Origin of the sequence: Wocania ichthyoenteri Th78, from assembly GCF_000789235.1 — a bacterium.
GTDB lineage: Bacteria > Bacteroidota > Bacteroidia > Flavobacteriales > Flavobacteriaceae > Wocania_A > Wocania_A ichthyoenteri.
On the sequence record NZ_KN525716.1, the window covers coordinates 1,475,607 to 1,490,785 of the forward strand.

At 33.7% G+C, this 15,179-nt stretch carries 10 protein-coding genes; 4 read left to right on the top strand and 6 right to left on the bottom strand.

Features of this window, described 5'->3' with window-relative positions; translation table 11 throughout:
* Positions 1 to 118: 118 nt before the first annotated feature.
* Positions 119 to 4,507: a DNA polymerase III subunit alpha gene (dnaE, locus tag RG22_RS06375; protein WP_034041841.1), complete on the bottom strand. Its 4,389-nt coding sequence runs from the start codon at positions 4,505 to 4,507 to the stop codon at positions 119 to 121.
* 161 nt (positions 4,508 to 4,668) lie between these two features.
* Positions 4,669 to 5,118 carry a ferritin-like domain-containing protein gene (locus RG22_RS06380; RefSeq protein ID WP_034045813.1) on the bottom strand — a complete coding sequence of 150 codons (450 nt, stop codon included), beginning with the start codon at positions 5,116 to 5,118 and terminating at the stop codon, positions 4,669 to 4,671.
* Positions 5,119 to 5,408: 290 nt separating this feature from the next.
* On the opposite strand from RG22_RS06380, the gene RG22_RS06385 reads away from it, so the two are divergent.
* The 4 genes from RG22_RS06385 (at position 5,409) to RG22_RS06400 (ending at position 8,537) form a co-directional block, all read left to right on the top strand.
* Entirely contained in the window at positions 5,409 to 6,479 is a 1,071-nt protein-coding gene (locus RG22_RS06385; protein WP_034041843.1) for a lactonase family protein, read from the top strand.
* Positions 6,480 to 6,563: 84 nt separating this feature from the next.
* Positions 6,564 to 7,046, top strand: a complete 483-nt coding sequence (locus RG22_RS06390) for a 30S ribosomal protein S16 (RefSeq protein WP_034041845.1) — start codon at positions 6,564 to 6,566, stop codon at positions 7,044 to 7,046.
* 171 nt (positions 7,047 to 7,217) lie between these two features.
* A complete protein-coding gene (gene rimM / locus RG22_RS06395) occupies positions 7,218 to 7,742 on the top strand; it encodes a ribosome maturation factor RimM (RefSeq protein WP_034041847.1) in 525 nt (174 codons plus the stop codon).
* A gap of 81 nt (positions 7,743 to 7,823) precedes the next feature.
* The gene (locus RG22_RS06400; protein WP_034045816.1) at positions 7,824 to 8,537 is read left to right on the top strand and encodes a tRNA1(Val) (adenine(37)-N6)-methyltransferase; all 714 of its coding nucleotides are present in this window, start codon (positions 7,824 to 7,826) and stop codon (positions 8,535 to 8,537) included.
* A 33-nt stretch (positions 8,538 to 8,570) separates the two neighbouring features.
* Here the strand turns inward: RG22_RS06400 and RG22_RS06405 are convergent, their stop codons facing one another.
* Genes RG22_RS06405 through RG22_RS06420 form a run of 4 tightly spaced genes read right to left on the bottom strand, consistent with a single transcriptional unit; the run spans position 8,571 to position 15,084 of the window.
* The gene (locus RG22_RS06405; protein WP_034041849.1) at positions 8,571 to 9,947 is read right to left on the bottom strand and encodes a DUF2231 domain-containing protein; all 1,377 of its coding nucleotides are present in this window, start codon (positions 9,945 to 9,947) and stop codon (positions 8,571 to 8,573) included.
* Between the two features lie 27 nt (positions 9,948 to 9,974).
* Entirely contained in the window at positions 9,975 to 10,883 is a 909-nt protein-coding gene (locus RG22_RS06410) for a sugar phosphate isomerase/epimerase family protein (RefSeq protein ID WP_052143664.1), read from the bottom strand.
* A 22-nt stretch (positions 10,884 to 10,905) separates the two neighbouring features.
* Complete coding sequence (locus RG22_RS06415; RefSeq protein WP_034041850.1) at positions 10,906 to 12,372, bottom strand: DUF1501 domain-containing protein; 1,467 nt, start codon at positions 12,370 to 12,372, stop codon at positions 10,906 to 10,908.
* A 9-nt stretch (positions 12,373 to 12,381) separates the two neighbouring features.
* Positions 12,382 to 15,084, bottom strand: a complete 2,703-nt coding sequence (locus tag RG22_RS06420) for a DUF1553 domain-containing protein (RefSeq protein WP_052143830.1) — start codon at positions 15,082 to 15,084, stop codon at positions 12,382 to 12,384.
* Positions 15,085 to 15,179: the final 95 nt, after the last annotated feature.

Genomic DNA, 15,179 nt, shown 5'->3' on the forward strand with positions numbered 1-15,179 from the left:
GTTCTGAATTCTCTTTATTTATTAAAGTAAGCTTTTTAATTCTTTTATATTTTTTGATTTGTTTTTCTCTCAAGTTTTCTAATGAAAAAAAACTCAGAATGACAAAAACATTATAGCATCAATTCAACTTAAACCTTACATCCTGAGCTTCTAATTCATTTAAAAGCTCTTGACACACTTTAACTTTTTGCTTTCTACTAGGCATGGTTAATTTTATTTTTTCTTTGGTATCATATACTAAAAAGTTAAGGGCTTGATTTCCTGGATGCATATTAATCAACTCTTTTAAAGCTATTATTTTCTGTTCATCTAAATCTTTTATATCAACTTGTATAGACAGTTTCTTTGCATAATTTTCCATCACATCGTGCAATAATTGGAAATTATTAAACTGTAATCGCGGGTCGCTTTTCTTTCCGGTGTCTTTATTTATCCAGCCTTCACGCACAAAGGTTTTTACAAACACAAAACTGTTTTTGAGTAAAAAATGTCTGAATTTTAAATACTCTTCCCCAAAAATTCGGAATTCAAAACTATCGGTATAATCTTCAACAGTAAATAATGCCCAACCTTTCCCCTGCTTACTTACGCGGTGTTGTACATCGGTTACTACACCTCCAAAAACAATTTCTCTGTTAATATAAGGTTCTAAGTTATTAAACATGGCAACAGTACCGTTACAAAACGTTTTCATTTCGGTTTTAAAATCATCCAACGGGTGTCCAGAAATATAAATCCCAACAACTTCACGTTCTTTACTTAATTTTTCCATAGTTCCCCATTCTTCACATGGTGGTACTTCGGGTTCTGCAATTTGTACATCGCTAGATTCCCCAAACAAACTTACTTGTGCAGAGTTTTCGTTTTCTTGGTGTTTATGCGCATACTTAATGGCTTTCTCTAAAAAGGTAATACCATCACCATCATCATGAAAATACTGTGCTCTGTGTGTATCGGACAAACCATCAAAACCGCCTGCTAAGGCTAAGTTTTCAAATGCTTTTTTGTTAGCGGCTCGTAAATCGATACGTTTTGCAAAATCGAAAATAGATTTATAATGTCCGTCTTCTTTTCTGTTATTAACTATCGTCATTACTGCCCCGTGACCGACGCCTTTAATAGCTCCCATACCAAAACGAACTGCATTATCTTTGTTAACCGAAAACTTATAAAACGATTCGTTTACATCTGGACCAAGAACGGGTAATTTCATGCGTTTGCATTCTTCCATAAAGAAGGTAACCTGCTTAATATCGTTCATATTATTCGATAAAACCGCTGCCATATATTCGGCAGGGTAATGTGCTTTTAAATAGGCTGTTTGATAAGCAATCCACGCATAACATGTAGAGTGCGATTTGTTAAAAGCATAACTTGCAAAAGCTTCCCAATCTTTCCAGACTTTTTCTAAAATTTTAGCATCATGCCCGTTTGCACTGGCTTGCTCAATAAACTTCGGTTTCATTTTATCAAGAACCGCAATTTGTTTTTTACCCATCGCCTTACGCAAAACATCTGCTTCACCTTTTGTAAAACCTGCCAAACTTTGAGATAATAACATTACTTGCTCTTGATAAACCGTAATACCATAGGTTTCTTTCAAGTACTCTTCCATCGCTGGTAAATCGTACTCAATATCTTCATCGCCATGTTTTCTTCGAACAAAACTTGGGATATATTCCATGGGCCCTGGTCGGTACAAAGCGTTCATTGCAATTAAATCTTCAAAAACCGTAGGTTTTAAATCACGAAGGTGTTTTTGCATTCCAGGAGATTCATATTGAAAAACGCCAACAGTTTCTCCACGTTGAAAGAGCGCATAGGTTTCTTCGTCATCTAATGGAAAATTATCTGGATCGAGTAAAATATCATGTTTTGCTTTAACGATTTTTACGGTATCTTTAATTAAAGTCAAGGTTTTTAAGCCTAAGAAATCCATTTTTAATAAACCCGCAGATTCTACTACCGAGTTATCAAATTGGGTGACATATAAATCGGAATCTTTGGCAGTTGCGACAGGAACAAACTTGGTGATATCATCTGGGGTTATAATTACTCCGCAGGCATGAATTCCTGTATTACGCACCGAACCTTCAAGCGTTCTTGCTAAGTTTACGGTTTCTGCTTCTAAATCGTCGCCTTCAGAAATATTTAAAAGTTCATTTACTTTTTCTAAATCTTCAGCCCTAAACTTTTTAGCTAATTCTTTTTCATCCAACCCAAAAATCTTTCCGAGTTTGGACATCGTTGGAATTAACTTCGCAATTCTATCGGCATCAAATAATGGCAAATCTAGTACACGAGCGGTATCTCGAATGGAAGATTTTGCAGCCATCGTACCGTAAGTAATAATTTGCGCTACTTGGTTGCTACCATATTTTTCAATAACGTAATCCATCACACGACTTCTGCCTTCATCATCAAAATCAATATCAATATCTGGCATACTAATACGGTCTGGATTTAAAAAACGCTCAAAAAGCAAATCGTATTTAAGTGGGTCTATATTGGTAATCCAAAGGCAATAGGCTACTACAGAACCTGCTGCCGAACCACGACCTGGACCAACGGACACATCCATATTTCTAGCTTCGCGAATAAAATCTTCAACAATTAAAAAATATCCAGGGTATCCTGTGTTTTCAATAACGCTTAACTCAAAATCGAGTCTTTCTTGAATATCTTCTGAGAGGTCTTCGCCATAGCGTTTTTTTGCACCCTCGTAAGTAAGGTGTTTCAAATATGCATTTTCACCTCGCTTACCTCCATCCGTTAAATCATCTTCATGCTTGAATTTTTCAGGAATATCGAAAGCAGGCAATAAAACATCGCGTGCTAATTGATACCCTTCTACTTTATCTACTACCTCTTGAATATTCAAAATGGCTTCTGGCATATCATGAAACAATTGTTTCATCTCCTCAGAAGACTTAAAATAATAGTCTTGGTTTGGTAATCCATATCTATATCCCCGACCACGCCCTATGGGTGTCGCTTGCTTTTCACCATCTTTTACACAGAGTAAAATATCGTGTGCATTAGCATCTTCTTGTTTTCTATAATAAGTATTGTTTGATGCAATTAATTTAACATTGTGTTTCTTCGCTAGATTTATTAAAGTAGGATTAACTCGGTTTTCGTCTTCCTGATTGTGTCGCATCAATTCGACATACAAATCATCTCCAAACTCATTTTTCCACCAAAGCAGAGCTTCTTCAGCTTGATTTTCACCAATATTTAAAATCTTACTTGGTACTTCACCATATAAATTTCCTGTTAAACAAATCAAATCTTCTTTATATTCTTGAATGAGTTTTTTATCAATTCGTGGTAAATAATAAAAGCCATTAACAAAGGCATGCGACGATAATTTAGCCAAATTATGATAGCCGTTTTTGTTTTTAGCTAACAGTACAATTTGATAACCGTTATCTTTTCTAGTTTTATCCAAATGATTTTCGCAAACAAAAAACTCGCATCCAACAATGGGTTTTATTTCTTTTGCAGTGGTTTCTTCACCTTTTCCTTCAGCTTCAGCTATTTTAGCTTTTACACCACTGTTATGTTTGTTTACGGCATTTACAAAGTGAAAAGCCCCCATCATATTTGCATGATCTGTTAAGGCAACCGCTGGCATATTATATTCGGCTGCCGCCGAAACAATATCAGACACACTCATTGTAGATTGCAACACTGAAAACTGTGAATGATTATGCAAGTGCACAAAATCGACATCTTTTAATTCAGAAACATTTTGTTTGATTTCTTCAGTAGAAATGCCACTAGTTTGCGCTTTCTGTAACCGCTCATTAATCTTCGCACTTTCTTTTTTAAGATTGATGTGTTTTAAACCAATCAGTTGAATAGTTTGTGGATTTGCTTCCGAGAATTTCTGGAAATAATCGGGCTGAACATCCAACTGCTCTTTGGTATATTCTCCTAAACGAATTAGTTCAAAAAAACAACGTGTTGTTGCTTCAACATCGGCAGTGGCATTATGCGCTTCGGCAAAAGGGGTATTAAATAAAAACTCGTGTAATTCAGTTAGCGTTGGTAATTTAAATTTACCATAACGACCACCAGGAATTTGACACAAACTTGCCGTATGTTCGGTACAAGTATCTAAAACCGGTAATTCTTGAAGTTGATTTGCCACATTGCCACGTACAAATTCGGCGCCCATAATATTCAAATCGAACTTTACATTTTGCCCAACTACAAATTTTGTTTTCGCTAAAGCTTCGTTAAACTTTTCTAAAACTACAGCTAAAGGAATCCCTTGTTCTTGAGCTAATTCTGTAGAAATACCATGAATTTTCTCTGCATCATAAGGAATATTAAAGCCATCAGGTTGCACCAAATAATCTTGACTTTCAATACAGTTTCCCATGGCATCGTGCAGTTGCCATGCAATTTGTATACACCTCGGCCAATTGTCGGTATCGGTAATGGGTGCGTCCCAACGTTTTGGCAATCCTGTGGTTTCTGTATCGAAAATTAAGTACATTTTTATGTTTAGATGTTTATTATTAAATCGTTTACAAAACGAGAACTTAGCCTATAAAAATACATAGAATTTATACTTTTCTAAAGTGAAGTTATAAACAATTGTAAACAAAAAGTGCAGCCCGATGGGCTGCACTCCTCTTAACCAAAACTAACTAACTTTTATGAAACTAACTCTTCATGCACTTTTTCAGTATTAATTGCCGCTCGAATAGCATTTCTTTGCTTAAATAACATTGTATCAATACTTGGCGGCAAAGCTCTATCTTTTAAAACCTCATTGTATTCTTCAAGACTTGCTTCTTCCCCTCTAATAGCTTCATCTAAAATGGCCTCTTCATTGTTTGATATGAATAGCGATTTTAAGCTCATCCAATTTCTGTGTACTGCACCTTTAAAACTCCCAGAGTCTTCTGGGATTTCACCATAACGTAAAATTTCTGTTCTTAAGCCTTTAGCAAATTCGCTTCGTTCTGAAGCTCTTCGTTTAAAGAAAATTTTTAACGTTGGGCTATCTACATTTTCAGCAGCATTCAAATACCCTTTTTCGGCAACATAATTCTTAATTAATAATTCGTTTAATTTGTTTGAAATTTCTTCTGTATACTTCATATTATCATTTTCATTTTTAAATTTCATGTGTTTGTTTTAACTGCTTCTCAAAGGTCACATGCGACCTTTGATGATTATACTAATTATTAAACACATTCAAATAATTATTATAATCGTGTCGGTTTCAATAATTTCTTTAAAGATGTGTATTGTTTCACATCATTTCCCTTAATATACAACAGAAGACCTCTTTTGTCAAGCGATTTAACAGGGTTTGTGAAAAATTTAAGAAACGTTAACAAATTCAATCTATTTATTATAATTTAGAGGCTTATTTTTATATAAAATCTATGAGACTTTATTTTAGCATTTTTTTAATTGCATTAACACTGTTTAATTGTAAATCGGAAAGCAATCTGTTAAGCACACTTTATATTGGCACTTATACTGATGGCGATAGCAAAGGCATTTATCAATTTCAATTTAATTCTGAAACTGGCGCATTAACCGAAAAGCAATTGGCGACGACTTCTGTAAACCCGTCATTTATAACCTATTCGGCAGATAAAAACTACATGTATGCTGTTAATGAAACTGAAAACGGCACTGTTTCTGCTTTTAAAGTTGAAACAGACAAAACCCTAACATTTATAAATAAAGCTAGCACCCATGGCGAGCATCCTTGTCATATTGCGATTAACGAACAAGGAAACAAAGCTGTTGTTTCAAATTATACAGGAGGAAATTTCTCTTTGCACACTATTAAGGATGATGGCGCATTAAATGAAGCTTTTCAAGTTTTAGAGCATAAAACCGATAGCATTGTTTCGCATGCACATTCTGCTCAGTTTTTTAAAACTGATTTATATGCCACAGATTTAGGCTTGAATGCCGTTTTTAATTATCGATTATCAAACCAAACATATAAATTGATTTCTCCTTCAATTGTTGATTTAGAAAACGAATCTGGTCCAAGGCATTTTTCGTTAACAAACGATGGTAAATATATTTACATTATAAATGAGCTTTCTAGCACAATTACTTCAGCTAAAAAAACAGAAAACGGATTTGAATTTATTGAAACAATTTCAACTTTAGATGATGATTTTAATGACGCAAGTTATTGTGCCGACATTCATTTATCTAAAGACGAACAATTTTTGTACGGTTCAAATCGTGGCGAAAACTCTATTGTTGTTTTTAAGAGAGATGTAACTTCTGGCAAGCTTAATAAAATTCAAAACATAAGTGTTCATGGAGATTGGCCTCGAAACTTTACTATAGACCCAACTGGTAAATTCTTGTTAGTAGCCAATCAAAAAAGTAACAACATTTCTGTTTTTACGATTGATGAAACTAGCGGAAAACTCAGCTTTTTAAACGCCGTAGAATTCCCTTCTCCTGTATGCTTATTATTCTAAATAAAATACTGATAATTAAAAAAATATAGTATCTTTGCGCCCTCATTAATAACCGAGGTCGAGAACCTCAAATAATTAATTATTATGCCAGTAAAAATTAGATTACAAAGACACGGTAAAAAAGGAAAACCTTACTACTGGATCGTAGCAGCAGATGCACGTTCAAAAAGAGATGGTAAATACCTAGAAAAATTAGGGGCTTACAATCCAAACACAAACCCAGCAACAGTTGAATTAGACGTTGATGGTGCTGTAAAATGGCTACAGAATGGTGCACAACCAACTGATACAGCTAAAAACTTATTATCTTACAAAGGCGCTTTACTAAAAAATCATCTTGTAGGTGGTGTTAGAAAAGGGGCTTTAACTGAAGAGCAAGCAGAAGCAAAATTCACAGCTTGGTTAGAAGAAAAAACAAACAAAGTACAAGCTAAAGCGGATGGTTTATCTGAAGCAGAAGCTAAAGCTAAAGCGGATGCCCTAGCTGCTGAAAAAGCTGTTAACGAAGCAAGAATAGCTGCGGCTGCTCCTGTTGTTGAGGAGGAAGCTTCAAACGAAGAAGAATAAAAACATTTATTTTTATACTTTTAAACTCCGATAGACTCTATCGGAGTTTTTTATTTAAACAAATTTTTAAAAGTTTGGTTAAATAATTCCCATGAAGATGGGAATCTCATTAACTTTGGATAAACTTGAAATAGATTACCGCCTTCGCGGGAATGACAAAATAACTTTGCAATGCAAAAAAAAGATTGTTTTTATTTAGGAAAAATTGTAAAAAAATATAGTTTTAAAGGTGAGGTTTTAGCAAAATTAGACACCGATCAACCTGAAATTTACGAACATTTAGACGCTATATTTTTGGAACTTAAGAACAACATGGTGCCTTTTTTTGTTGAAAGTTCTCAACTTCATAAATCTGAATTATTACGTATTAAATTTGAAGATGTAGATACTGAAGCTGATGCGGATGCGATTATGAAAAGTCATTTGTATTTACCGCTTGACTTACTTCCAAAACTTGAAGGTGATAAGTTTTATTTTCATGAAGTTATTGGATTTATTATTGAAGATTTAAACTTCGGGAAAGTAGGTATCCTTAAATCTATAAATGATTCAACGGCGCAATCTCTTTTTGAAATTGATAGAGATGGTATTGAAATTTTAATACCAATGAATGATGAGTTTATTTTAAAAGTAGACCGAGAGAATAAAACTATTTTGGTTGAAACACCTGAAGGTTTGATTGATTTATATTTATAATAAACGTAACGTCATGCTGAATTTATTTCAGCATCACATCTTATAATTATGAGATCCTGAAACAAGTTCAGGATGACAGACATGGGCAAACCTTTTAAATTCAAACAATTCGTAATTAACCAAGACCAATGCGCTATGAAGATTGGCACCGACAGTGTGTTATTGGGCGCATGGATTTCTATTGTCAAAAATCCATTTTCAATTTTAGATATTGGCGCGGGCACTGGAGTTTTATCTTTAATGTTGGCACAAAGAACACATGCTGAACTTATTGATGCTATTGAAATTGATGATAATTCTTATGAGCAATGTGTTGATAATTTTGAACAATCACATTGGGGAGACCGTTTATTTTGTTACCATACTTCTCTTGAAGAGTTTACAGAAGAAATTGAAGACAAATACGACTTGATTGTATCAAATCCACCATTCTATTCTGAAGATTACAAAACAGAAAACAAGCAACGTGATTTAGCTCGATTTACCGATGTTATGCCTTTTGAGCATCTTATTGATAGTGCTTCAAAGTTACTCTCAGATAATGGTACTTTCTCAGTAATTATTCCTTTTAAAGAAGAAGTTAGCTTTATTAATTTAGCTTCAAAAGTAAATCTCTTTCCAAATAACATCTTACATGTAAAAGGAAATCTAACTTCTGAAATAAAACGTAGTTTAATTGAATTTTCTTTCCGCGAAAGCGATATTAAAAAGTCGGAACTAATTATTGAAACTAGGCGCCATCAATACACACAAGACTATATTAATCTAACCAAAGATTTTTATTTAAAAATGTAGAATTCTAAAGAATTTATGTGATATTCTCTAAAATTATTCACCCAAAAATATAGTTAAATCTGGCAAAGAATCTTTAATTTTTAATTTACCCTCTTCGGTTATATTTGTTTTCCAAAGATAGAGCTTCTTTAAACCTGATAATTTTTGCAAGCTTTCAACACTTGAATCTGTGATAGGGTTTCCGTAAATGTTTAGATACTCCAAATGCTTTAACCCTTCCAATTGTTTTAAGCCATCATCAGATAAATTTGTGTTGTTTATTCTTAATTCGGTGAGGTTTTTTAATTGCCCAATATTTGATATTAATTCTTCCTCAACATTAGCATTTGCAATATTTAACCAAGTAATATTATCTTTAGCATGCAATAAAATATTAAATTTATCTTGACTTAATTCTTGTTTATTATATGAAGAATAACTAGCTTCTAATAATGTACTCTTACTAATAATTGGCTTAATTTTAAACCCTTTTAATTTTATTGAATCTATAGTTTGTGGACTAACTTCGGCAACATTTAAACTTTCTAGAAATGTTTTCTTTAACCCAATTCCTACGTCTTGTAAATAGCTTTTAATTCTATCGGTAAGACTTAATTCTATAATTTTTTTATCAAAAGAAACACCTTCATTAATCCACCATTCTATTAATACGGTTTCTTCGTTTGTTAAAGGTGTTCGTCCTTCAGTTGGCATAAATTCTTTATGGTTTATATCTAAAGTTATGCGTCTATAAAGCTCACTTTTTAAGGCATTTCCAGAAACTATAACTTCACCATTTTTGCCTCCTTTTAAAATACTTTTAGGATCTATTAATAACAATTCTCCTTTGGCTTTATCGTTATTATGACAAACATTACATTTCGATTCGAAAATGGGATGAATAACATCCTCATAAACTAAAGCAGAATCTAAAATAGTTACGCGCTCTCTTACTGGTTTTAAACCTGCCATACTTCTAATAGAACTCGGTGCATGTTCAAATAAATAGTTAGAACCATGTGTTAAATTTCCACCATTATGTCCTGCAATAAATAGCAAAATCATAACCAAAGTTACTATAATGGGATAGCCTTTTTTTTTCCAAATTGCTTCACTCTGTTTTCTTTTTATAAAAAAGAGAAGAAACGTAAGTAAGGTCATTATAATTCCTGTCCATTTATGAAGAGTTATAGTGTCTTCATTATAACCACCGTCGGACGCTAACATTAAACCTAAAATAATTGAAAGAACACCAAAGCATGCACCTAATAAAAAAGCATAACTAATTGCAAGATTTAAATCGACCTTTTTCTTTAGTGAAATAAGCTCGAAAAACACCGCTAATATGATAAAGCCAATTGGCAAATGCACAAGCATTGAATGAAATCGACCAAAAAATTGAAATATATCTGCTTCTAAAAAAAATATCATAAACTCTCTACTATCACAAACTATTTATTATAAATATCTTTTCCTCCATTCTTGCATCATATACACATTAATAGCCCATTGATCTACTAATGGTTGTTTGGTGTATGGCATGGTCCACATATAATTTGCTGGCCCAAATTCTGTAGTCATTGTTAATGGTTTGCCTGCTTCCTTTTTTAAATTCACAATTTTATCCCACCAAGCAAAATGGGCATTAACAGCTCGTTGCCACTCTGGAGCTCTTGGTTCTGGAACTTGCGGCCCTTCTTCATGACCTATTCTAGAATGTATATGAGAGGTACGCTTTAACGCTTTAGCTACAGCTTCCTTTTGATTATCTAACAAACTTTCAGCCACCACACACCAATGTGAAATATCTAAGGTTAATTTCAACTCTGAAAGTTCATCTATAAAGTGCTCACAAATATGTGGTGCAAACAACATACGACCTCGATGTGTTTCTTGATATACTGGAACACCCGAGACCTTAGATTCCTGAATAGCAAATTCTATTAACTGCTTACTTTCTTTGAATGAAAAAAAATCTTTTCCAGTATGACAATTTATAAAATCCGGCTTTTTAGCAATCACTTTAAGTAAGTTTTTAGTGTAACTTTCTTGATGCGCTTTAAAAGTATTTCCACCACTTCCAGTTAGAGCTCCGAATCTTAAATTATATTTATCGAGAGCTTCGTATAATGCTTCTTCATCGGCTGTATTATTTGGAAACCAATCTTCTATTCCGTCATAGCCTTCTTTTTTTGCTTGTTTACAGAATTCATCCATTGTCCCATTAAATCCCCATTTTGTAGCATATATTTTAAGATCAAAACCCGCTTTGGGAACAACGTACCTTGGCGAATCCATACTTGTTAAAAATAATCCCGCAGTTCCTGCCGTTGCTGCACTAATAAATTGTCGTCTCGTTTGTTTCATCTTCTAGTTCTTAGTCTTAAAATTACACTAGTAAATCCTTTATTACACGACCGTGCACATCGGTGAGTCTAAAATCTCTTCCTTGAAAATTATAGGTGAATTTTTCATGATTAATTCCCAACTGATTTAATATCGTTGCTTGTAAATCATGAATATGCACTCTATCTTTAATGCCATAATAACCTATTTCATCTGTCTCGCCATAAGACAAACCGCCTTTAATACCTCCACCAGCCATCCATATTGAGTAAGCTTCGGTATGATGGTCTCTTCCATAGTATGGCATAATACGTCCGCCTCTATTTTCGCGCATTGGCGTTCGACCAAATTCACCGCCCCAAACTATTAAGGTGTCATCTAAAAGTCCACGTTGTTTTAAATCTTTTACTAAAGCCGTCATGGGTTTATCTATTGCTTTGCTTTTGGCACTCAACCCTTCATTTAAAGAACCTGCTTTACTATCGCCATGCATATCCCAACCCCAATCATATAATTGTACAAACCGTACACCTTGTTCTACCAACCTTCTTGCTAATAAACAGTTATTTGCAAAAGATGTTTCTCCCTTTTTTGCGCCATACATCTCTCTAATGTAATCTGGTTCTTTAGAAACATCCATAACATCGGGTACAGAAATTTGCATTTTAAAAGCCATTTCGTATTGTGAAATACGCGACAGGGTTTCATCATCATTAAACTCTTTATACTGACTTTCGTTAATATCATTTATAGCTTTTAATGATTTTTTACGAATATCTCTACTCATTCCGTTTGGATTAGAGACATATAAAATAGGATCGCCAGAATTACGACATTGCACACCTTGATATTCTGAAGGAAGAAAACCGCTTCCCCAAGCATTTTTACCCGCGCTAGGATTTTTTCCACCTGAAACCAAAACCATATAACCAGGTAAATTATCATTTTCAGATCCTAAACCATAAGTTACCCAAGCACCCATACTCGGTCTGCCAGATCGTGCACTTCCCGTTTGCAATAATAATTGCGCTGGTGCATGATTAAACTCATCGGTATGCATCGCCTTTACAATAGCAACATCATCAACAATGCTACTAAAATGGGGTAATGCATCAGAAATATAGGTTCCCGATTGTCCATATTGATTAAAATCAAATTGAGGGCCTAACATTTTTGGTGTACCTTGTATAAATGCAAATCGTTTTCCTTCTAATAAGGATTGCGGACAATCTAAGTCGTGTAATTTCTTTAATTCTGGTTTATAATCGAATAGCTCTAATTGCGAAGGTGCTCCTGCCATGTGCAAATAAATAACACGCTTTGCCTTTGGCAGAAAGTGAGGCAAATTCTTAGGATCAAAACCAGTATTTGTATTACTAGCAAATAGCTGCTGTGGGCTTATTAACGATGATAAAGCAATACCTCCCAAACCTGTAGTACATTGTTTTAGAAAATGTCTTCTCGTTGTAAATTCTAATTTTCGTTTCTGTGCGTCGTTGTACAAATCCATTTGAATCGTTTAATTTTTTACTAGAAATTCATCCATATTCATTAACGTATTTACCATAACGGTAAGTGATGCCAATTCTAAATTTTCAGATTTTATAAGCTCAAATGCTTCATCCTTATGCTCTAAATAATAAGCTTCGGTTTCGTCAAGTAAATTAGATAATATTTCAGACTTTTCTTTACTGATTTTTTTACCCATTACTTTTTCATAAGCCTCATTTATTTTTTCTGTTTTTCCTCCTTCAATATTTTCTACCTGCTGTGCTAAACTTATAGCCGCTTCAAAATAAACAGGATCATTTAAAGTTACTAATGCTTGAAGCGGTGTATTGGTATTAATTCTTCGCGATAAACACGTTTCTCTTTCAGAAGCATCGAAACTTATAAATGAAGGATATGGGCTAGACCGTCTTAAATAAGTGTAAAGTCCCCTACGATAAGCATCTTCTCCACTGCTAGTTTTCCATTGGTCATTATTGTATATAACTGTCCAAACACCATCTGGTTGATGCGGCATTACGCTAGGCCCATACATTTTATCACTCAGCAAACCAGATACCACCAAAGCTTGGTCTCTTATTTGTTCTGCAGATAAACGAACTCTAGGGCTTCTTGCAAGCCATTGATTATATGCATCTTTACTTTTGACTTCTTCTGAAATTACCGAACTTTGCTTATAAGTATCTGATAACACGATCATTTCCAACAACTTTTTAACACTCCAATCCCATTCTTTCGAAAAATTAATAGCTAACCAATCTAATAATTCTGGATGTGTTGGTTTATCTCCTAACGTCCCAAAATCTTCAGAAGTAACAACTAATCCTTTTCCAAATATTTTTGCCCAAAACCTATTTGCAATAACTCTTCCTGTTAAATAATTATCTTCATTAACCAACCACTCTGCAAAATCTAACCTACTTTCAAACAGCTTGTTATTTGGGTTGAACAATTTTGGAATTGATGTAGATACCGTATCTGTTTGCACTAACCAATTTCCTCTATCAAAAACTCTAGTTACACGACTAAAATCTTTAGATTTCTCTACCATTATTGGAGTTGTGTATTTAGGTCGAGTGTTTAATAATTCGTCTATTTTGGCATAAACCTCTAAATATTCTTTATTCTTATTTGATGGTAATTTTTCACCAACTAAGAATCCATCAACCGAACATTCATAATCTTTATCGTTACTTTTAAATTGAAAATATAAATCGGCGCGTTTAGATATTGCCTTAATTTCAATAGGTACGTTCTCAAAGCCTTTAGTTTTATTTAACTTTAACTCTCCAATTACAGCACCGTTAATACTATCAGTTTTAACAAACAAGTTACTCTTAAATTTTCCGCCTTGGCTATAATTCAAATATATTCTATCAATATTATCTAAAGGAACATCTTTAAGTTTAATATAGGCATTTGCTCCAACAATCATGTAATCCTGTCCAGCCCTATTATAATGTGTTGTATTAACTGTTTGATTGAAATCTTCTGGTCTTATTTTTGGTTCTTGTATATGAATAAACTTTTCCCATGTATTGGCTTTTGTTTCAGAAGAAATATTAGATATCCATTTTTTTACATCTGCTAATTCCGATTGATTTATACTATCAAACTCTCTATATATAGGGTACTCTTCCGGCACATCCCAATCTGAAGTGTTATTAAAAAAAGCAAATGAGGTATAATATTCTTCGTGCTTAATTGGATCGTAAGGGTGACTATGACATTGCACACAACTCATTGTGGTAGACTGCCATATTTCCCAAGTGGTATTTACACGATCTATAACTGCAGATATTCTATATTCTTCATTATCTGTTCCTCCCTCATCATTATTCAATGTATTTCTATGAAACGCTGTTGCTATTATCTGTTCTTTCGTAGGGTTAGGAAGTAAGTCTCCTGCTAATTGCTCTATTGTAAATTGATCAAATGGCATATCATCATTTAAAGCTTTTATCACCCAATCTCTATATCTCCATATTTGTCTGCCTCTATCAGCTTCATACCCTTTAGAATCTGCATATCTAGCCAAATCTAGCCACATGCTTGCCCAATGTTCGCCAAATTTGGGTGATTCTAAAAGTGAATCAACTAATTTTTCATATCGATTTTCAGATGTATCTTTTATAAAACCTTCAATCTGATTTGTAGTAGGTGGCAAACCGATTAAATCAAGATATACCCGCCTAACCAAATCATAAGAGTCTGCTTCCTCGTTTGGAGAAAGGTCATTTTCTTTCATTCTTTTAAGCACAAAAGCATCTACCTCATTATAACCCCATTCCATTTCTACATCTGGTATCTCAGCCTTTTTTGGCTCTAAATATGCCCAGTGCTCTTCCCATTCAGCTCCTTGCTCAATCCACTTTGTTAGTGTATTTATTTCATCTTCACTTAAAGGCTCCCTTTCAAGTGGCATTCTCATTTCTGAATTTTTGTGAGTAATTCTAGAAATCATTTCACTTTTTTCTGGATAACCTGGAATAATACCAATATTACCATTTACAGTTTTGCCTATAGCATTTTCTCTAAATACCAAACCAAATCCGCCTGATTGCTTTACACCACCATGGCAGCTAATACAATTTTTATTAAGGATAGGTCTTACTTGAGTATTGAAATCAATTTTATTATCCTTACATGAAAGGAAAAAAATGAAAAACACTAAATAATAAAGGACTATTGATTTAAAAGAGAACGTCTTCAAAAAAAAATGGTTTATAGATTGCACTAAAATGGTTTTACAAGATATTAAACTCATTCCTTATAAAAACATGCTAAATTATCTAATAATGGTATTTT